Annotated in this window: 20 protein-coding genes and 1 tRNA gene; 13 read left to right on the top strand and 8 right to left on the bottom strand. The window is 60.1% G+C overall.

All coding sequences use genetic code 11. From position 1 onward, the window contains the following. The first annotated feature begins 169 nt into the window (after nucleotides 1–169). From G359_RS10590 to msrA, 5 genes are all read left to right on the top strand, one after another. Nucleotides 170–694, top strand: coding sequence for a hypothetical protein (locus tag G359_RS10590; RefSeq protein WP_045836103.1), 525 nt, complete (start codon nucleotides 170–172; stop codon nucleotides 692–694). A 112-nt stretch (nucleotides 695–806) separates the two neighbouring features. Continuing rightward, nucleotides 807–881 (top strand) — tRNA-Val (locus tag G359_RS10585). 174 nt (nucleotides 882–1055) lie between these two features. Then, nucleotides 1056–1604: a BPSL1445 family SYLF domain-containing lipoprotein gene (locus tag G359_RS10580; RefSeq protein ID WP_045836102.1), complete on the top strand. Its 549-nt coding sequence runs from the start codon at nucleotides 1056–1058 to the stop codon at nucleotides 1602–1604. 93 nt (nucleotides 1605–1697) lie between these two features. After that, complete coding sequence (locus G359_RS10575) at nucleotides 1698–2291, top strand: YceI family protein (RefSeq protein ID WP_082072893.1); 594 nt, start codon at nucleotides 1698–1700, stop codon at nucleotides 2289–2291. A 125-nt stretch (nucleotides 2292–2416) separates the two neighbouring features. Continuing rightward, on the top strand, nucleotides 2417–3160 hold the full coding sequence (msrA, locus tag G359_RS10570; protein WP_045836100.1) for a peptide-methionine (S)-S-oxide reductase MsrA: 744 nt from the start codon (nucleotides 2417–2419) through the stop codon (nucleotides 3158–3160). Between the two features lie 125 nt (nucleotides 3161–3285). On the opposite strand, the gene G359_RS10565 is transcribed toward msrA, so the two are convergent. Both G359_RS10565 and G359_RS10560 read right to left on the bottom strand, forming a co-directional pair. Next, nucleotides 3286–4464, bottom strand: a complete 1179-nt coding sequence (locus tag G359_RS10565; RefSeq protein WP_045836099.1) for a type III PLP-dependent enzyme domain-containing protein — start codon at nucleotides 4462–4464, stop codon at nucleotides 3286–3288. 278 nt (nucleotides 4465–4742) lie between these two features. Continuing rightward, nucleotides 4743–6821: a DUF4384 domain-containing protein gene (locus G359_RS10560; protein WP_245279986.1), complete on the bottom strand. Its 2079-nt coding sequence runs from the start codon at nucleotides 6819–6821 to the stop codon at nucleotides 4743–4745. A gap of 475 nt (nucleotides 6822–7296) precedes the next feature. Here G359_RS10560 and G359_RS20755 point away from each other — a divergent pair, with 475 nt between their 5' ends. Next, on the top strand, nucleotides 7297–7467 hold the full coding sequence (locus G359_RS20755; protein WP_197077561.1) for a hypothetical protein: 171 nt from the start codon (nucleotides 7297–7299) through the stop codon (nucleotides 7465–7467). A 122-nt stretch (nucleotides 7468–7589) separates the two neighbouring features. Here the strand turns inward: G359_RS20755 and G359_RS10555 are convergent, their stop codons facing one another. Next, the gene (locus tag G359_RS10555) at nucleotides 7590–8852 is read right to left on the bottom strand and encodes a threonine ammonia-lyase (RefSeq protein WP_045836097.1); all 1263 of its coding nucleotides are present in this window, start codon (nucleotides 8850–8852) and stop codon (nucleotides 7590–7592) included. A gap of 199 nt (nucleotides 8853–9051) precedes the next feature. Between G359_RS10555 and G359_RS10550 the strand changes: the two genes are divergently transcribed. Next, nucleotides 9052–9702 carry a hypothetical protein gene (locus G359_RS10550; RefSeq protein ID WP_045836096.1) on the top strand — a complete coding sequence of 217 codons (651 nt, stop codon included), beginning with the start codon at nucleotides 9052–9054 and terminating at the stop codon, nucleotides 9700–9702. A 140-nt stretch (nucleotides 9703–9842) separates the two neighbouring features. Continuing rightward, nucleotides 9843–10724: an NAD(P)-dependent oxidoreductase gene (locus tag G359_RS10545; RefSeq protein ID WP_045837887.1), complete on the top strand. Its 882-nt coding sequence runs from the start codon at nucleotides 9843–9845 to the stop codon at nucleotides 10722–10724. A 5-nt stretch (nucleotides 10725–10729) separates the two neighbouring features. Here G359_RS10545 and G359_RS10540 read toward each other — a convergent pair whose 3' ends face one another. Then, nucleotides 10730–11230 (bottom strand): Lrp/AsnC family transcriptional regulator, encoded by a 501-nt coding sequence (locus tag G359_RS10540; protein WP_045836095.1) that lies wholly within the window; start codon nucleotides 11228–11230, stop codon nucleotides 10730–10732. A 190-nt stretch (nucleotides 11231–11420) separates the two neighbouring features. On the opposite strand from G359_RS10540, the gene G359_RS10535 reads away from it, so the two are divergent. After that, nucleotides 11421–11867: a protein tyrosine phosphatase family protein gene (locus G359_RS10535; protein ID WP_045836094.1), complete on the top strand. Its 447-nt coding sequence runs from the start codon at nucleotides 11421–11423 to the stop codon at nucleotides 11865–11867. Between the two features lie 16 nt (nucleotides 11868–11883). On the opposite strand, the gene G359_RS10530 is transcribed toward G359_RS10535, so the two are convergent. Beyond that, complete coding sequence (locus G359_RS10530) at nucleotides 11884–12495, bottom strand: glutathione S-transferase family protein (protein ID WP_045836093.1); 612 nt, start codon at nucleotides 12493–12495, stop codon at nucleotides 11884–11886. 4 nt (nucleotides 12496–12499) lie between these two features. Then, complete coding sequence (locus G359_RS10525; RefSeq protein ID WP_245279985.1) at nucleotides 12500–12997, bottom strand: thermonuclease family protein; 498 nt, start codon at nucleotides 12995–12997, stop codon at nucleotides 12500–12502. Between the two features lie 213 nt (nucleotides 12998–13210). Here G359_RS10525 and G359_RS10520 point away from each other — a divergent pair, with 213 nt between their 5' ends. From G359_RS10520 to G359_RS10505, 4 genes are all read left to right on the top strand, one after another. Continuing rightward, the gene (locus tag G359_RS10520; RefSeq protein WP_045836091.1) at nucleotides 13211–14845 is read left to right on the top strand and encodes a sensor histidine kinase; all 1635 of its coding nucleotides are present in this window, start codon (nucleotides 13211–13213) and stop codon (nucleotides 14843–14845) included. Between the two features lie 21 nt (nucleotides 14846–14866). Then, nucleotides 14867–15559 (top strand): retropepsin-like aspartic protease family protein, encoded by a 693-nt coding sequence (locus G359_RS10515; protein ID WP_045836090.1) that lies wholly within the window; start codon nucleotides 14867–14869, stop codon nucleotides 15557–15559. A gap of 48 nt (nucleotides 15560–15607) precedes the next feature. Further along, on the top strand, nucleotides 15608–16183 hold the full coding sequence (locus G359_RS10510) for a retropepsin-like aspartic protease family protein (protein ID WP_045836089.1): 576 nt from the start codon (nucleotides 15608–15610) through the stop codon (nucleotides 16181–16183). A 118-nt stretch (nucleotides 16184–16301) separates the two neighbouring features. Beyond that, nucleotides 16302–17807 (top strand): phosphomannomutase/phosphoglucomutase, encoded by a 1506-nt coding sequence (locus G359_RS10505; RefSeq protein WP_045836088.1) that lies wholly within the window; start codon nucleotides 16302–16304, stop codon nucleotides 17805–17807. 98 nt (nucleotides 17808–17905) lie between these two features. On the opposite strand, the gene G359_RS10500 is transcribed toward G359_RS10505, so the two are convergent. Both G359_RS10500 and dusA read right to left on the bottom strand, forming a co-directional pair. Continuing rightward, entirely contained in the window at nucleotides 17906–18733 is an 828-nt protein-coding gene (locus G359_RS10500; RefSeq protein ID WP_045836087.1) for a sulfite exporter TauE/SafE family protein, read from the bottom strand. Between the two features lie 2 nt (nucleotides 18734–18735). Then, nucleotides 18736–19701: a tRNA dihydrouridine(20/20a) synthase DusA gene (gene dusA, locus G359_RS10495; RefSeq protein WP_371199101.1), complete on the bottom strand. Its 966-nt coding sequence runs from the start codon at nucleotides 19699–19701 to the stop codon at nucleotides 18736–18738. Nucleotides 19702–19791: the final 90 nt, after the last annotated feature.

Raw genomic sequence — 19791 nt, 5'->3', positions numbered from 1 at the left:
TATATATGCGGGCCTCAAGCGTGCCCCCGGCCACCGACAACTTTTGCTAGAGATATGTCAGCGCGGCGGGACCATTCGGCACGATATTCAGAGTTCGCTTGCGTTGCCCTGCTGGCCTGTGGAACAGCCTGATTGCGGCCCGCCCCTTTCCTCGTTTCAAGGATCTTCAATGCTCAACAACTCGCCCTTCGCGCTGATTGCCGCAGCGTTCTTTGCTGCAGTCGCCATGACATTTGCGGGCGTGCCGAGCGCCTTCGCGATGCAAAAGATGCTGGTGGGGCCGGTGGCGTTTGAGGTGGCGGACAATTTCAAAGAGGTCGCGGGCAAGACGCCATCCATCCACCAGGATGCTTCGGGCATCACGGTGGAGGCGGCGGAGCTTCCGCTCGAAGCGCTGCACGAATTCAAGGGTCAGGCGTTTCTCGATTTTCTGGCGAGCCTCAAATACACGAACGCCGCTTACGCCGATGGCGCTCTCAAGCGGGGCGACGCTTACACGTATGTGCTGGCGGACGCCAAAGGCCCGCAGGGACCCGAGTCGCGCTTCCTGCTGGTTCTGGGCGGTGAAGGCCGCGCGGCGATCGTGACCGCTTACGCGCCGAAGAGCGAATTCGAAAACGGACATGCGAGCCGCGCAGCCATCGAGGCTATTCTTTCTAGCGCTGCGATCGTTCCGGCTGGGGGCAAGCCTTGAGGCTCGTCCATTCCCTCATCGGAGAGCAGACCGGACAAATCGGCTCAAGCGCGGCGATGAGGGCCGCTTGACAGGCTAACCCGACGCCTCGCATATGGGCGCTTCCCAAAACGGGCGGTTAGCTCAGCGGTAGAGCACACGCTTCACACGCGTGGGGTCATAGGTTCAATCCCTATACCGCCCACCATCCTTAACGAGTTCGCTTATTGGTCCAAAGCTCGCCTTTTCGCGGATGTGATAGGCAGGTACGGCGATTCATCGTGCAACTGAGCACCATTTATTCCGATTTTGCCCGATTCCGCGCGAATTCGGCCACGAAGCGTCGTCAATAAGTCAACCGGGGGAACTGAGGGAGTACACGATGTCCATCAAGGGAATGAGCGTAGCGCTGTTCGCGCTCTGCGCGATTGTCATGTCCGCGCATGAAAGTCGCGCCGCGTCGGCGCGCGAGATCGACGCCAGCGTGCATGAAACACTCGAGCGGTTTTTCTATCAGGTCGGGGGCGCGCGCGAACTTGCGAACAAGGCCGTCGGCATTCTCGTCTTTCCGTCCGTCGTGAAAGCCGGGTTCGGCGTCGGCGGCGAATACGGCGAAGGCGCCCTTCTCGTCCACGGTCGTAACGCTGGATATTACAATACGATCTCGGCGTCGTTCGGATTTCAGCTCGGCGTGCAGGCGCGGTCCGTCATCATCGCGTTCATGACGCCCGAGGCGCTCGAGCAGTTCCGGCGCACGGCCGGCTGGAAGGTCGGCGTTGACGGTTCCGTCGCCATCATCACCGTCGGTGTCGGCGGTTCGATCGATACCAACAAGATTACGAGCCCTGTCGTCGGGTTCATCCTCGATCCCAAGGGCCTGATGTACAATCTGACGCTCGAGGGATCGAAGATTTCGCGAATTTCGAAATAATCTTGAGTTCTGACATCGGCTGGGCTGTTCCGTGGGGAACAGCCTGGCTGATCGCATACATGCTGAGTTCCCTCATTCAACGAGGGGACTAGCATGCGAAAGTCGTTATCAAAAGGTTGCGCATACTGCGTGGCCTTCATCGTTCTTGCTGGCTTTGCCAGTTCTGCCGCGCATGCAGAAATCTATATTTTCGACGCGCGACGTACCGAAGTCCGCTTCACGTACGTGATGGGAATTTCAAAACAGCAAGGCCACTTCAATCAGGTTCAAGGCACGCTGCAGTTCGACGAGAAAGCGCCCGAGAAGAGCCAAGTCAGCGCGACGATCGCGACCGCAAGTCTTGGGACGGGCGAGCCGATCGTCGATGACGAGTTGAAGGGCAGCGATTTCTTCAACGTCGCCGCAGATCCGGTGATGACATTCAAAAGCCGGGCGGTTCGGTCTACCGGCGCGGACACGGCCGAAATGACCGGCGATATAACTGTCAACGGCATTACGATGCCGGTGACGTTCGCAATCTCGCTACATCCACATACGGACCCGGCTCTCAAGCACTCGAATGGCGCGCGGGAATTCGTGGCGACGGGGCGCATTCAGCGGAGCGCCTTCCGTATGACAGCCTATCAATCGATGGTCGGCGACGACATCGATATCGAGATCGACGCCATTGTCAGAAAGAAAACTTAGCGCGCTGTCCTTATCTGGCCGCGGCAACGGCCGGTAACGAAGCGCGGAAATCCAACGTACTCAGCGTATCGCACTCAACAGAACGAGTACCGCATCAGCGCAGCCCCACTGCCGGAGCGACCATTATGTCATTGAAAAATAGATTCTTTTCCAACCCGGATCGTTGGTTTTTCTGGCTCACTGCAACGGCCGCGATCCTCGGCGTATTTGCCGTTTTGAGCGGGTCCCGGCTCGTCGCGAAGGAAGGCACTGCCATTCCGCCACCCTCAATGGATGAGCACTCCGGGCCTGGATCGGGCACCGAGACGACCGTTCTCGCGGGCGGTTGCTTCTGGGGTGTTCAAGGCGTCTTCCAACACGTCAAAGGCGTTGAAAGCGCGATGTCGGGCTATACCGGCGGCAAGAAGGAAGACGCGCACTACAATGTCGTCGGCACGGGCGATACGGGCCATGCCGAGTCCGTTCAAATAAAATTTGATCCGAAGACGGTCAGCTACGGGAAGCTGTTGCAGATCTACTTCTCGGTCGCGCACGATCCGACATTGCTCAACCGTCAGGGACCGGACTCAGGCACGCAATATCGCTCGACGATTTTCCCGCAGACGCCGGAACAGGCCAAAATCGCGGAGGCCTATATCGCTCAGTTGGGGAACGCTCACGTCTTCCAATCAGCGATTGCGACAACAGTTGAGCCCGGCCGCACGTTCTATCCGGCCGAGGACTATCATCAGAATTTTCTGACGCTCAATCCGACGTATCCCTATATCGCCATCAACGATATTCCGAAGGTCGAGAACTTGAAGAAGCTCTTTCCGGAAAACTACCAGACCGATCCGGTACTGGTCGCGGTCGCCAAGCCGTCGAATTGAAGGCGTACGTCATGCCGATGAGGGTCGGCATCCAGCCGGTTTTCAGCAATCACCCGATCTGATGGTTGTCTGGATCCCAGCCTTCGCCGGGATGACGTTGTGGGAGATGCTTCGCCGTCGCGCGCTCAGGCGTTGCGGGCAATCGGCTCGAGGTCTTCGGTGTAGATCGAGTACATCGGCTCATCCTGCAGGATGACGTCGGTGTATTCGCCGTAGCCGTTGAAGCGTGTCGCCATGGCGCGCGCATAGGCTCCGAGGTTGCCAATCTCGATGTAATCCCCTTCGCGGACAGACGCCGGCAGCATGAAGGGTCCCTTCATGCGATCGATCGAGTCACATGTCGGGCCCCAGAACTCGAACGGCTCGAGCGGCTCGTTGGGATCGAGGCCGGGACGGATCAACCGTACAGGGAAGATGAAACCCAGGTGGGCGCTGTCGAACAGCGCGCCGTAGGAGCCGTCGTTGATGAAAAGCTGGTTGCCGGGTTTCCGGAGATCGACCTTCACGATCAAGCTCTCGGCTTCCGCGACCAGCGCCCTGCCCGGCTCGCAGATGAGACGGCAATGCTCGGTCACCGGCATCTTCGCCATCGACGATTTGATGACTTCGATGAAGTCGGAGAGACGTGCGGGAACGCTATCGGTGTAGCGCGAGGGAAATCCGCCACCGATGTCGATCGCGTCGACGACGACGCCGGCTTTCACGATGTGCTTTTTGACTTCCTCGAACGCCATTGCGTAGGCGTCTGGCGTCGTCGTTTGCGAGCCGACGTGGAAGGTGATGCCGAGCTCGTCGGCGACTTGGCGTGCCTTGATGAGCAGGCGCTGCGCACGCTGGCCTGAGATGCCGAATTTATGCTCGAGGGGAACGCGGCTGTTCTTCGCCGGCACCGAGATGCGGACGAACAGCTCCAGGTCTTTCGCGCCGTCGGTTTCCTCGACGATCTTCTGCAGCTCGTCCTCGCTGTCGAGAGCGAAGCACTTGATGTCATAGTCGAAATACGCGCGGCGGATCGCGTAGCGCGATTTGACCGGATGCATGAAGTGCAGGCGCACACCGGGGATGGTCGCTGCGTCCTCGAGTTCCGCCACGGAGGCCACGTCGAACTGCTTGATGCCCGCACCGTAAAGCGCGCCCAGAAGAAAGACGGAGCTATTCGCCTTATAGGCGTAAGCCACTTCGCCCGGAAAATTTTTGATGAACCAGCGGGCGGCACGTCCGGCCGCATGAGGACGCGCAGCGAAGACCGGAAGATCCGGCTTCATCTCGGTCACCATTTCGAGGGCGGTGGCAAACTTCTCCATCGCGAAAGAACCTCCCAGGGAAGAACTATCCGGTTTCGCTCGCGGCAGCCGAGCTATGTCGGCTCTGGATGATATATTGAAGGGGTGCATTTAGGTATCTCGGCCCCCGCTGTAAAGCCTTTCGGAACCCAAACGCTCTCTATGGTTGCTGGATTCTCTCGCGAACGCGAGTGCATGTAGACAATGACGCACCGGGCGATGCCGTTCGGCATCTCTTGCGACAGTTTGATGAATGCTGACGAGCTGCCGCGCCGAATGTGCAGCAGGCGAATCGCGCGCTAGCTACGGCCGAGAACGAGAATCGCACGTCCATCGCGGAGAGACTTCTCGCTGGCGACATCCGGCCGAGGTTCCGGGATGCGTTCGCCTCGATCCTGCTGGCGTCGAAGGGCTCCCGTTCGCGCGATGCGGGCACGCTCAGCCTTTTCCGGGCTCGTTCGCATTTCCCAATCCGTCACGAGCGTGTCCTGGAGAAAGTTCTCCCAGTTGCCCAGAACGGTGAATCGCTGGCGTTCAAAATCATGCTCGATGCCGACAGGGGGCGCCGCGCGCGTCGAACAGCGGCCGAGGATCGTCTCGCTGCCCTCCGCCTTGTAGCGCAACTGGAAGGGCGCGTCGGCTGGCGGGATGCTGACCGCCTCGCCGGCAGTGATGAGGTTGTCGCGCTGAAAATCGCTCGGGAAGAGAACCGTCGCGATACCCGCTGAATCGACGCTGATCACTGTGAGATAACAGGCGTTGTCGGCCTCGGCCCTGATCGTCACGATGTCGCCTGGCACCGGGCGCGGTTTGTCGATCCACATCGTCAGTCCGATCGCGGATTTGACCTCGCGCAGGAAGCCTGCGGACGCAGTGGTTTGGCTCGGCGTGTCCGTGCCCTTCAGAAGCGAAAAGAGGCGCTCGAGCTCTTGGCGCGACAGCACGCCATGCAAGAGGCGGCGGGCCAACGGGGCGGCATCTGCTTTTGCTTCGGCCAGCTCCTTCAAGAATTCCGATCGCTCGAGGCCCGTCTCGCCCAGCGCCACCTCGAAATCGGCACCCTCTCGATAGCGGCGCGCCAATCCCGTGACGAGTTCGTCGCCATGCACGCGCATGTCGAGATCGACACCGGCAGTTTTGGCAGCCGCGCGGTACCGGTCCCATCCGCCGAGCATAAGCAGTGCGTTTTCGCTATCGGTGCCGAAGAGGGGCAGCACGGCGCGGCGGTCGGGCGCCATGGGTCCTGCGGAAATATCGATCGGTCCCGCGGCACGGAAATCATCCTTGGCCTGCACCAATCCCTCGGTGTGGCACGCGAAGCAATTGGTGCCGGCTTTCGTCGCGGGCTCGACGGCGTCGGCCTCGTTACCGGCGTACGGCTTTTCGATACCGGGCAATGCACGGTCGATGCGGTTGCCGTCGGCATCGAAAAGTGCGAACGCGTAAAACCCGTTCGGAAGGGCGAAAAGTGCGCGGATCTGGTCAGGCCGGAACGGTGATTTCGCTGTAGTCGCCGATTTCGGTCCTTGCGGATGATCGAAGATATTTTGCTCGCCGTTGCTCGTTGCGAAGTCGTAGGCAAGCCAAATTCCGGCGTGCTTTCCGGGATGTCTTTCGATCAAACGATTGCCACGCGTCACGGTGCTTTCACGCACGGCGAGGCGACGCACGGAACCTGCCCGGATGTTCGCATCCAGATCTGTTCCGTTCATTTTTGCGAGTTCGGAGAGCTTCGTGGGTATCCCGAGCAGGGCGTAATAAAGCGGTGTATCTCCGGCCGCAGCGGCGAGCCAATCGCCGTTGACGACAATAACGCTGCTGGCCGCGGTCTTCACAACATCGGGTGCAACCATGTGAATGAGCGCCGGGGGATAAGCTTTCTCGATCAGTTTCCAGCGCGCTTCATCCCAGCCGAAATCGCCAAGGCGAAACGACAGAAGTGTGCCGGCATCATCGAGCGGCGTCAGCTTCACCGGCTCCTGAACCCAAGAGAGAGAGTTCATCAGCTTGTTGAGCGCCTTGCCGTAGGCGGTCATCTCGGCCGGGGTGGCGCACGAGTTGTAGAGATGAACGAGCGAGATGAAACGCACGTCCTTGCCTTGATCGCGCTCGAGGCGTTGCGCCTCGCGCATCAGTTTGTCGATGTCGGCGGTACGCACGGGCTGGCGCGACGGGCAACTCTGCGCGGCAGGAGGAAGATCCCTGATCCATCGGCGGATTGCTTGAATGTCGTCGGGCTGCGGCTCGGGCTTGGCGTCGGGTCCGGTAAAAATATCGAGCGGCGCGTGACGCGTTTCGAAGACGTCATACAGGCGTGACGCGTCGGGAAGCCCCGGCTTCACCAGAACCGGATCGCGCGCTTGATCATCGATTGCCAAGATATTTGCGAGGTCGCCCGATGCGAGGGGGCGTTCAAGCTTTCCAGTCTGATGACAACGGGCGCAATGAGTTTCGAGGACCGTATACGCTTTCGCCGCGCGCGGTTCGTCGGGACGCGGTGGAACTGGAAGAGAAGCGCCCGCTCCCGCCTTAGCGGTCGCCTGAGCAACGACGCGCTCACTTGGTAACGCGAACCCGATCAGGCACGCGGACAAGCACGCAGAAATTATCAGGTATCTCGGCCGCACGTCCTTGGAGCCCCCGCCCGTCTTTTTTTCTTATTCGCCGCTCCTAGCGTCGAGGCGCGGCGCCATCGTGGCGGCGCATGTGAAGCTGCGCCGTTAAGAGAGATGAAGAATTCGTTAAATTGCCGAGTAGCGAGTTAGGCATTCCGAGAGTTCAAAATCGACCGCAAAGCAAAGTTCGGTTACAAGAACCTTACTTCAATAGAATAGACGACTGCGGAAACGATCGATGGACCTCAAGGCAGCGAGCGACCGGAATTCGACAGCCGACCGGCTGGCCTTAGCGAGCATGATGGTGTGCTTCCTCGCCACGGGAGCACTTCTCATCGGCACTCTTGCCGTTACATCCCTCGATCAGAACCGCCACGCGACGATCCCGAGCGCCACGACCTCTCACTGACACTTGTTTTTTGTAGTTCCCAAACTCGATCCTTCACTTTCGATCCATGCCGATCCACTTAGGCCCTTCGCCACCCGGCGCAGGGCCTTTTCTTTTGCGCCGTTCGACCACGCGTCGGTGCTTCAGTGCGCTCCGGCGCCTGTTCCTGAGCTTTTGACAAGCACGACATAGCCGTTGGCTTTGAGCTCGGTGACGACCTGGTCCAGATGCTTTCGGTCACGCGTTTCGATGACGAGATGGAGTTCGGTACCCTTCGCCGGCACGTCGGTGAAAACGCGCTGATGATAGACCTCGACGATGTTGGCGCCTGCTTGCCCGATGATGCCGGAGACTCTCGCCAGCTGGCCGGGACGATCGGGAATGTCGATGGCGAGGCGCGACAGGCGGCCGTCGCGTGCGAGTTCGCGCGTCAGTACGCTTGCGAGCAGCCGCGTGTCGATGTTGCCGCCGCAGAGCACGAGCCCGATCTTCTTGCCCTTGTAAAGCCTGTTGGCTCCGATGAGCGCTGCGAGACCGGCGGCGCCTGCCCCTTCGACGACGGTCTTCTCGATCGTTATCAGCAATGAGACCGCGCGTTCGAGATCGGCTTCCGAAACGAGCAGGATGTCGTCGACAAGCTCTTCGATGATCTGCTGCGTCAAGCTGCCAGGCACCGTTACGGCGATGCCTTCGGCGAGCGTGTCGCCGCCGACGGGAAGCTTCGTCTTTTTCACCGCGTTGAGCATCGAGGGATAAAGCTGGGCTTCGACGCCGATGACTTTGATCTTTGGATTGATCGCCTTCGCAGCGATCGCCATTCCCGAGATCAAGCCGCCGCCGCCGACCGGGACGATCAAGACGTCGAGGTCGGGTGCCGTGCCAAGCATTTCGACAGCGACCGTTCCTTGTCCGGCGATGATCGCGGGATCGTTATAGGGATGGACAAAGGTCAGCCCATGTTCCGCGCCGTAGCCGACAGCGAACCGATAGGCTTCATCGAGGCTCTGGCCCTCGAGAATGACGTTCGCTCCGTGGCTGCGCGTATTTTCGACTTTGATCGTCGGCGTCCAGGCGGGCATGATGATCGTCGCCGGAATACCGAGTCGATGGGCGTGGTAGGCGACGCCTTGCGCGTGATTACCGGCCGACATCGCGATGACGCCGTTCTGGCGCTGCTCAGGCGATAGCGACAGGAGCTTATTCAAGGCGCCTCGTTCTTTGTAGGACGCCGTGAACTGCAGGTTTTCGAACTTGAGCCAAATCTCGGCGTTCAGCAGCGTGCTCAGCGTGCGGCTAAGCTCGAACCGGGTGGGGATTACGGCGCCGCGGATGGCATCGGCCGCGCGAAGAATGTCGTCATAGGCGACGGCAAGCTCAGGCGGATTAATCGTCGCTAATTTGGTCATTATCTTCCGGCAGGTTTTGTTCAGATTGCGGTTCTTACCACACTGACTTGCGGTTCGCCTCCCACGCTTTTTGCCCTGATGGTTTAGTGCGTGGGGGATCCAGGCCCGGAAGGTCTTCGCTCTGGCGTCCGTCTGGCCGGCTTATGTCGTTTGCGGGCGCGTTTCGTTCTGTCGATGATTTCTGGTGCAGAGAAATTGCATGGCTCACCTGCCCGCAAAGACGGCCCTTGCCGCCGCCATATTGGCCGCACTCCTCGCCGGCCCTTCGATGGCCGACCCCACAGGTCAGAAATTCGAGTACGGCCCCTACGGGTCTCAGAACAATTCCGGGAGCGAGCAAGCGGCCCCGCAAGGCGAGCCGCCCGCGCCGACCTACAACGGCAGCAACTCTGCGGGAGTGGCTGCCCCCAGTTACCGGGACGATGCACGCGACTATAGCGGGTCTGGCGCGGAGGACCTCGACGACGATGCTGACGGACCGCCGGGCGATGCTGATGGTCCGCCGCCTGAGAATGGGCAAGAGCCTCCACCGCGCGCTGCGGCCGGTCCTCCTCCTCCGCCAGGCGATTTCGAAGGCGGGATGCCCCGCGTCGAAGTTCGCACCAGCGCGCCCGACAGCGACGTTCCCTACGAAATCCGCGAGCACCATGCGCGGCAGGCGGCAATCGAAGCCTGGCGCAGAAAGGTCGCGGATCGCTTCGGCCGCGAGTTCGCCCATTGGCGTCAGGCCGCCGACAAACACGTCGACTGCAGGCCGGATCGCCGCGAAGGCTTGGTCTGCGTCGCCAGCGCGCTACCTGTGCGCGGGTTTGACCGCCACGGAGAATGGCGCCGGGAGGACCGTTATTAAGCGATCGTCAGCGGCATCATCGCGGCATCGAAATCATCCCGGTTGATCCCGGAGCTTCTTTTTGCGATCTGCGACTGTGGTCGAGCCGCGCGGCGAAGGCGCTCGCTCTCCGGTCGTTGGCGCAGATGGGAATTCACAACATGGCGAAAGTAGCGTGGCTGGGTTTGGGCGTCATGGGCTATCCCATGGCTGGCCATTTGAAGGTGCGTGGCGGCCACGATGTCGTCGTCTACAATCGAACGGCCGCAAAAGCCGAAAAGTGGAAAGAGGAGTTCGGCGGGACCGTCGCCGCAACTCCAGCTGAAGCGGCGCGCGATTGCGATGCCGTGTTCGCCTGCGTCGGCAACGACGACGATCTCCGCAGCGTCACGACCGGGGCCGGCGGGGCCTTCGAGAACATGCGAACAGGTGCGATTTTCATCGACCATACGACGGCATCGGCAAAGGTCGCGCGGGAACTCGCGGCAGCCGCGGAAAAACGAGGCTGCAAGTTTCTTGATTGTCCGGTTTCCGGCGGACAGGCCGGCGCCGAGGGCGGAACTCTGACAGTTATGGCCGGCGGCGATGAAGGCGCGTTCGCGACTGCAGAGCCTTTGATCAAAAGTTTTGCTCGCAGCATTCGCCGAATGGGCCCATCCGGCTCGGGACAGCTCGCCAAGATGGCGAACCAAATTGCCATTGCTGGTCTCGTTCAGGGATTAGCCGAATCCATTCACTTCGCAGAATGCGCCGGGCTCGATGTCGAAGCGTTGATCGGCACGATTTCGAAAGGCGCCGCGCAATCATGGCAGATGGACAATCGCTGGAAGACGATGCACGAGCGAAAGTTCGACTTCGGCTTCGCGGTTGATTGGATGCGCAAGGATCTCGCGATCTGCTTCGATGAAGCGGCGTCCAACGGCGCTGACCTGGCGGTCGCCAAGCTCGTCGACCGGTTCTACGGCGAGGTGCAGGAACTCGGCGGTCGCCGCTGGGACACGTCGAGTCTCATCGCTAGGCTTCAAGCAAAGAAGGAAGTCTGAAGCGTTCAGACTTCTGCGCGTTCGCTCTTCGATGAGCGTTCGGTAATCGCGAACTGCAGCGGCAGTGCGGTGGTGTACTTGATCTGCTCCATCGCAAAGGCCGACGAAACCTTGGCGATATCCACGCGTGAGATGAGCTTCTTGTAGAAGGCATCGTAGGCGGCGATGTCGGGTACCGCGACGCGGAGCAGGTAGTCGATATCCCCCGACATACGGTAAAATTCGACGACTTCGGGAAACTCGGCGACGGCGGCGTGGAACTTCTCGAGCCAGGTCAGAGAATGTTTGTCGGTCTTGATGGACACGAACACCATGACACCGGCATTTACCTCCTGAGCGTTGAGGATCGCAACGCGGCGTTGGATGACGCCAGATTCTTCGAGCTTCTGGACTCGGCGCCAGCATGGCGTGGTCGATAGCCCAACCTCCTTGCCGATATCGGCCACCGGGCGGGTGCAATCCTGCTGAAGAATGCGCAGAATCTTCACATCCATTTCGTCTAACATTGCGAACGCGCCCTCTGAAAAAGAAACAGCATTTTGTTCGGTGTGCAATTTTTAAATTAATATTCTATAATTGAATGGCGTCAATGTGAGGATTAGTATTTTTTTCTCTCTCTGAGTTATTTGCCCCTTGATCAAATGTCCTGGCTCACACATGTAGGGGTCTTCCCCCCAACAATAACCGATTATCATCATGTCCCCGATCAGGCCCATTTCAGATAGCGTATCCATAAGCAGTTGGCTGGACAAAGACGACTTCAGTGATGTGAAGGCGCTCGGTTTTCAGAGGGTGATCAATTTCCGTCCGGATAACGAGGCGCGAGATCAGATCCCGAGCACCGAGGCGGAAGCAGCCGCCCGCGAGGCAGGTCTTCATTATACGCATATTCCCGTTACCCGGCAGAACCTCTTCACAGACGAGGTCGTTCGCAAAGCTGTAAGTGAATTCGCACCGGGAGAACGGACGCTCGCATATTGTGCCTCGGGTCAGCGGGCCGCGATTGTCTGGGCAGCTGTAACCGCGCGTTCGCGCCCCGTCGACGAGGTGCTTTCCTCTGCCCAAGGCTGCGGCTTCGATCTCCGGCTCGTGCGAGATGACCTCGAGGCGCAAGCTGTTCGCGCGCAGCAGTCGGAAACCTGATCGGGCGTCGCCGCGGTCAAGCCTTGGCGCTCGGCCGCGCTGAAACCTCACGGTGCCAGCGCATGACGTTGCTGAAACCTTCGGGCAGACCGAGGCGAGCTGGCTTCATGAAATCGATGGCAACGAGAGCGGTAATGTCGGCGATAGAATAGTTTTCGCCGGCAAAAAACGGGCTTTCCGACAGACGCGCATCGATCCGCTTCAATTCGTGCGCGACCTTTTCCTTGTTGGCTTCGCCCCACTCCGCGATTTGCGGAACTTCGAGGTGCGCCATCTTCGGGTGCAAATGCCTGAAAACGGCGAACACTGCGTTGTAGAGGCCGATCTCGATGCGCCTGTTCCACATTTCGACTTCGGCTTTGCCGACGGGGCCAACACCGAACAAGGCAGGCTCGGGCGAGATCTCTTCGAAATAGCGGCAGATGGCGACCGTCTCGGAGATCGCCCGGCCGTCATCGAGGATAAGCACCGGCACCCGAGCCCAAGGATTGAGCTTCGCGAAGTCCCCGGTCTTGAGGTCATCGACCATCATGTTCAGTTCCTCGCGCGGAACATCGATGCCTTTTTCGGCGAGGAAGATGTTGACCCGTCGCGGACTTGGGGCTGCATGCGTTTCGATGATCCGCAATTTCCTACCTCCCGAATTTTGAATTGTTCTCGGCTCGCCATTTGCCCGGCGGGTCGAATTCGCCTGCCCACAGCCCACGCCGCGATGAACGGGCGTCGGCTTCTTCAGTCGTGTAAACCCCATAGGCGATGGCCATTCCGATCGCCACCATGCGGGCATTGAGGTCGCGGCCGCCGGCCGTGCAGCGGGCAAGAAGCCGACCGTAGACATCTCTCTGACTGACCCTGCACGTGACCGTATCGCTGCCGATGGCACGGGCAAGCTCGCGGTGAGCGTCTTCGCCGCAACTCCAGACCTCGCCGTTGCGCCGGCATGTATGGCGACCTTCCGGCGCATCAATTCCCTGCAGCCTCACCTCGTTGCCGTCCACCCAGAGGCTATCGCCATCGATGGGGCGGCCGGCGCCGCTAACGCTGGGCGGAAACGGGTCATTGCGGCTTTGGAAAAAGCGCCAATGGTCGCGGCCTGCGAAAATAGCCATTCCGGCGACGGTTAACGTCAAAATGAGCCTTACATACGGCCTCCAGCGCCCTAGAAAGCCATTTAATCGGCGCCTGGACGATGTCCGCCGCCACTTAGGCGGGTAGGGTTGCATTCCACAGCCTCAACCAGTCCGCGAGATTTTAAGTCTTGCTTTAACAAATTGACGCCAATTTACAGGCGGCGCCCGGGCATCTCACCCGTGCCCCTTCATCGATAGGACGCAACGCGCGGTATGGACGATAACGCCTACAGCGTCGAGCCGGCAGCTGAACAGCTAGCGCGTCCGGCGCGACGAGGTCGTTCTCGGGATGAGCTCAAATCATTCCGGGATAGGCTGACGCACGGCACCGTCCATAAGCCCGAGTTCGAATACGAACTGCTCACGATGTTCGCGCGCAACGAAACCAGCGCGCCCTTCGCGATGCCGGCACTTTGCTTCATCTTCTACATCACGTCGATGTTCTGGGCGTCGTTCACCGAGGCGACGACTTGGATCGCCATCGTCTCGATCTCTCGCGTCTACATGCTCGACCAATGCCGGCGCTTGCTTTCCATTCCGCGGACCGAAGTCAATGTCGGTCAATGGCGCCGTCATTTCACCCGGATCGAACTCGTCAACGGCTTCGCACTTGCTGCTTTCGCGCTTATCGGCATGTCGATCAGCAATCCGGCCGGCGTTTCGCCCGCGACGTTCTCCTCGCATGTCTTCATTTTCGCGACACTGATGGTAGTGCTCGCGATCCGCATGACGTTCGCCTCGACGCTCCCTCGCCTTTTCCTGGCGGGCACGGTGCCGATGACAGTTGCCGTCGCGGGCCGGCTCTTCACGCTCGGTGACCCCTTCTATTTCGCGCTTGCCTCGATGGCGATCGGCATTCACGTGTTCTTCGTCTATCTCGCGCGCGGCTTGCATTCGACGGCGCTCGCGATGGTAGAATTCCGTGCCGAGAAGGATAGCCTGATCTCGGAACTCGAAGAGGCAGGCGCCATTTCCGATGAAGCGCGCCGCCGCGCGGAATCTGCCAACAAGGCCAAATCACGCTTTCTCGCCACGATGAGCCATGAGCTTCGCACCCCGCTCAATGCGATCATGGGTTTTTCCGAGGTGATGGAGAAAGAGCTGCTCGGCCCGATCGGGAGCGACATCTATCGCGATTATGCGCGCAGCATTTATCAGAGCGGCGATCATCTGCTGTGCATCATCAACGAAATTCTCGATCTCTCGCGTATCGAAGCGGGGCGCTACGATCTGCATGAGGAGGCGATGCGGCTCACCGACATCGCGGAGGATTGCCAACGCCTCGTGAAGATCAAGGCCGATGCGAAATCGCTGACGTTCGTCGAAGACTTTGCGCCGGATTTACCGCATGTCTGGGCCGATCCGCGGGCACTGCGCCAGATCTGTCTCAACCTGCTCTCGAACGCCCTGAAGTTCACGCCGAAGGGTGGCCAGATCACGCTCATGGTCGGCCACACGCAGGACGGCGGACAGTTCATGACGGTGGCGGACACGGGGCCAGGTATTCCGAAGGAAGAAATTCCGCGCGTGCTGCAGGCCTTCGGCCAAGGGTCGCTCGCGCATGAGACAGCCGAGGGCGGCACAGGCCTCGGACTTCCGATCGTACAGAACCTCATTCATCTGCATGGCGGTACGTTCGACCTGCAGTCGGAATTGCGGAAGGGAACGGAAGTCACCGTCACGCTTCCGTCCCGCCGCGTTCTTCATTCAATTGCGCCGTTGCAACCGCTCGGTCAGGAACGTCACCGCGATCCAGCGCCACGTCCGGCACGGCAGCCACGCATGCGTTCTGCTTCGCCATTCGCGCCGGAAAACGTGGCCTGGAAGGTCGCGGGCGATGCGCGATAATCGTTTATTATTCGGGGTCCGATGCTCGGCTTTCTTCTAACGGTCATTCTTGGGCTTGGAACGCTGCTCGCCGCGACGGTCTTTGGCGGAGTGAAGCTCGACGCCGCTCCCGATCTACCGGTTGCGGCAACCGTGATCGCAATTCTGGTCGCGCTTTACATGGCGACGCTGCTCAACCATCGGGGTGAGCGACGGCTTGCTTTGTGGCCGACGCTTGCTGCGTGCATCTCGGGCGCCGTTCTCGTCGCGGGGGCATTCAATAAGAGCGCGCCATTTGCGTTGTCTGATTTCATCCCCAGCGCAACAACCAGCGTGGATGCGGCTCAGCCGAGACGGGACATGCCTGCCTCGGTGCGCATCCGGCAGACCGACGACGGCACTTTTCTCGCCAACTCTGAAGTCAACGGACAAGCGATGACGGTTCGAATCGACACCGGCTCCGCGACGGTCGTTCTCCGGCAATCGGACGCCGAAAAGGCCGGCATCGACGTCAGCCATCTGACTTTCGATACGCCTCTCAAGACTGCCAACGGAACGAGTTACCTTGCTCCGGTCCGGCTGAAGTCGGTGCGCATCGGACCGTTGGCGATCGACGATGTGGAAGGGCTTGTGGCGCGGCCCGGAACTCTCAACGAAAACCTGCTCGGTACAAGTTTCTTAAGACGTCTGGCGTCATATCAAGTCACCGGCAATTTTGCGACGCTTCGGCAATAGAACGCCGATTACGGTTATGCGCAGCTCTCTTGGAAAAGGGCGTCCGGAATGTCATCAGCAACTGTCAGTCTGTTTGGCTCCTTCGCGCTCGCGGCGGTGGGAGCTGCAGGCCTAGCTTATACGCTGACGCATCCCGGCGTTGTGGCCGGCTTTATAGAGCGCGCCAAAACGACATCCGGTCTTTCGCAGCAATCATCCTCTGCTCAAAGCGACGGCGCTCTACCCGGCACGGACGATGCCCCTCGCGGCCAATCCGGCATCGTGACATTGCCCGCGGGCGACTACGGTCACTTCCGGGCCGAAGCTGACATCAACGGACGCGAAGTCGATGTCATGGTCGATACCGGAGCATCCCTCGTCGCTCTCACCTACGAGGATGCGCGACGAGCGGGGATCTCGGTGGAGCCCTCGGACTTCACCCACACGGCCCAGACAGCGAACGGCATCGCCCGAGTTGCACCTGTCACAATTCCGCGCATCAGCATCGGCAGTATTACCGTCAGAAACGTTCCCGGAGTTGTATCGGAGCGCGGCGCGTCCGAGCGGACCCTGCTGGGAATGTCGTTTCTCGGGCGGCTCTCCCGTGTCGAAATGCGCGGTGGCACCCTCGTGCTGCAAGAGTAACTCTCGCCCATTATTCCACTATTCCGCCCATAACATTGCTGATAGAGCGCACCCCGGAACCCCGCCCTGGTCTCAGCGCGTTAGGTTCCCCGAATGAATAACGTTCGAGGAGAGGCATATGTTGCCGAAGCCACGCGCCGACCTGAAGCCGAATACCGCCGACTTTGAGCGTTTCCCGCTCGTCAAGCCGACCGGGTTTCGCGAATACGATGCTCGGTGGCTCTACCCTCAAGAAATCAACCTCATGGGCCTCAACGCCGTTGGCCTCGGGATGGCAACGCTCTTCGCCCGGCGCGGCGTTCCGAAACGTCTTGTGGTCGGGCATGACTACCGGTCGTATTCCGCCGCCGTGAAGCAGGCGCTGATGACGGGCCTTCTGGCTGGCGGGTGCGAAGTCTACGACATCGGGCTCGCACTTTCGCCGATGGCCTACTTTGCGCAATTCGAACTCGATGTCGAAGGCGTCGCGATGGTGACGGCGAGCCACAACGACAACGGCTGGACCGGCATCAAGATGGGATTGTCGCGGCCGTTGACGTTCGGACCCGACGACATGTCCGAATTGAAGTCCATCGTTCTCAACGGCGACTTCAAAGAGCAGTCGGGCGGCAAATATATTTTCGTTCCCGATCTCGAAGAACGTTACATCAAGGCGCTGACGAACCGTCCGAAGTTCAAGCGCCGTCTCAAGGTCGTCGCCGCGAGCGGCAACGGCACGGCAGGCGCCTTCGCGCCGAAGGTTCTGGAAGCGCTCGGCTGCGAAGTCGTGCCACTCAATGCCGACCTCGATTACACATTCCCAAACCACAATCCCAATCCCGAAGACATGAAGATGCTTCATGCGGTCTCGGCGAAGGTTCTCGAGACCAGCGCGGATGTCGGCCTAGCCTTTGACGGTGACGGCGATCGCTGTGGTGTCGTTGCCAACGACGGGCATGAAATCTTCGCGGACAAGGTCGGCGTGATGCTGGCGCGCGATATTTCGTCGATCTATCCGAACGCGAAGTTTGTCGTCGACGTCAAATCGACCGGACTGTTCTCGACCGACCCGGTGCTGCTCGGAAATGGCGCAACGACCAGCTACTGGAAGACGGGCCACAGCTACATCAAGCGCTACAATTTCGAGCACAAAACGCTCGTCGGCTTCGAGAAGTCGGGACACTTCTTCTTCAACGAGCCTCTCGGCCGTGGCTACGACGACGGGTTGGTTTCGGCTATCGCCGTTTGCGATATGCTCGATCGCAATCCGGGAAAAACGGTTGCGGATCTCCGCGATGCACTGCCGAAGACCTACGGCTCGCCAACCATGTCGCCCCATTGCGATGACGAGAAAAAGTACAATGTCGTCGATCGCATCACCGAGCACTATAAGCGCCAACAGGAAAGCGGCGGGCACGTCGCCGGTCAGGCGATCCGCGAGCTCATCACCGTCAACGGCGTGCGCGTGATGCTCGAAGACGGAACGTGGGGATTGGTTCGCGCCTCGTCGAACAAGCCGGAGCTCGTCGTCGTCGTCGAAAGCCCGACGTCGGAAGCGAATATGAAAGCGATCTTCAAAGACATCGATCAGCAGCTCGCGCGCTTTCCTGAGGTCGGCGAGTACAATCAGAAAATCGCAGTTTAACGTTTGCGCCCGGCGAAGGTTTCTTTTGGCGCCCGGCGACTCGCGTTTCGCGAGCCGGCCGCCGGGCGCGGCTGTGCTGCGGCCGCCGGCACATCAGATCAAGTCAGCAACGTCCAAAGAAAACGCGCGACGACAGTCGTCAGAAAAACGGCGAACGCGAGTTCGAGCGTACGCTTGGAAATGCCGTGGGCGACCTTTACGCCCAACGGCGCGGTTAATACTGCAAGTGGTGCGATCACGCATGCGCCGAGGTTGACGTAGCCCAGCGAAAGCGGCGGGAGACCCGCCTCGCCCCAGCCGGATATGATGTATCCGGCAATGCCGGGTACCGCGATTATCGTGCCGATGCCGGTCGCCGTTCCGACCGCTCTCAGCAGCGGCATTCCGTAGAGTGTCAAAAGTGGAACGGTGAAGGTCGCGCCGCCAATTCCCATCAAGGTCGAGATGAGGCCAATGAAGCCTGCTGCAGCCTCAAGCCACGGCGGTCGCGGAAGCTTATCGGCGATTTGCCAGTCGTCTCGACCTAGAAACATCTTCACCGCGAGGGCCGTTCCGAAAACGACCCAGATCCATCGAAGAACTTCGCTGCTCGCGTAATTCGCGATGACGATACCGGCGATCACTCCGAAGACGATCCAGGGGCCCATCCGTTTGACGACATCGATATCGACGCTGCCGCGCGCCCGAAACGCAGAGAAAGACCGAAACACGGTCGGTGCGATGACGGCGAGCGTCGTCCCGAGCGTGACGTGCATTCTGACGTCTTCGGGAACGCCTGCCGCTCCAAATACCTCGTAAAGCACAGGCACGATGATGCCGCCGCCGCCGATGCCGAGCAGACCCGATAAAAATCCTGCGAGTAAACCGGCGCCCGCAAGCAGCGCGAGCAACGCGATCAGATGTTCCGTCGATATGGCGGCGGTCATTCCTAAGCCGCGTCCGATCGGTCTTCGCGACCGAACTCGTGCTCGGCGAGAGCTATCGCATCCGCCAGCACAGCAACCGTTGCAGATGGGTTTGTTGCGCGCTCACTCAGCAGGCGGCGGAATGCACGGCCGCGCGGCTGGCCATGGTAGAGACCGAGAACATGTCGCGTGATGTTCGACAAGCGGCCGCCTTTGCCAATGTGCCCTTCTGCATATGGAAGCAGTCGAGCCAAGGCTTCCCCGCGCGTTGGTGCGGGTGTGGTCTCTTCGAAGATCCTGCGATCGACGTCCGCGAGGATGTAGGGATGCTGATACGCGGCACGACCGAGCATGACGCCGTCGACATGTTTGAGATGGCGGCACGCGTCATCAAGCGTTTCGATACCGCCGTTGATCACGATGGTGAGTTCAGGATGCCTCGCCTTCAGGCGATAAACGCGCTGGTAATCGAGTGGCGGAACCTCACGGTTTTCTTTCGGCGACAATCCCTTCAGCCACGCCTTGCGTGCGTGGACGATGAACGTGCTGACGCCGGTCGCCGCCACGACGTTGATGAACCGCTGCAAATCAGCTTCGGCATCCTGCTCGTCGATGCCGATACGGCATTTGACGGTGACGGGCATCGGCTGGCTCTTGCGCATCGCGGAAACGCATGCCGCGACGAGTTCGGGCTCCGCCATCAGGCAGGCGCCGAATCGGCCTTCCTGGACGCGGTCCGACGGGCAGCCGATGTTGAGATTGATTTCGTCATAGCCAAACTCTGCGCCGATTGCCGCCGCTTCGGCGAGCTTTGCCGGGTCCGAGCCGCCAAGCTGAAGGGCGATCGGGTGCTCGACGGCCGAGAAGCCGATCAAGCGCTGGCGATCGCCGCGGATGACGGCGTCGGCGGTGACCATTTCGGTATAAAGCAGCGCACGTTTCGTCAGCCCACGGTGGAAGACGCGGCAATGCCGGTCAGTCCAGTCCATCATGGGTGCGATACTGAATCGGTGATGCGCTGAAATCGCTGAATTATTTGACATTCCCGATGAAATCCGTTGCGCATGTTGCTGTTAACC

This window comes from Hyphomicrobium sp. 99 (assembly GCF_000384335.2).
Classification (GTDB): domain Bacteria; phylum Pseudomonadota; class Alphaproteobacteria; order Rhizobiales; family Hyphomicrobiaceae; genus Hyphomicrobium_B.
The sequence above is the reverse complement of the archived record's forward strand: the minus strand, read 5'-3'. Positions and strand labels throughout refer to the sequence as shown.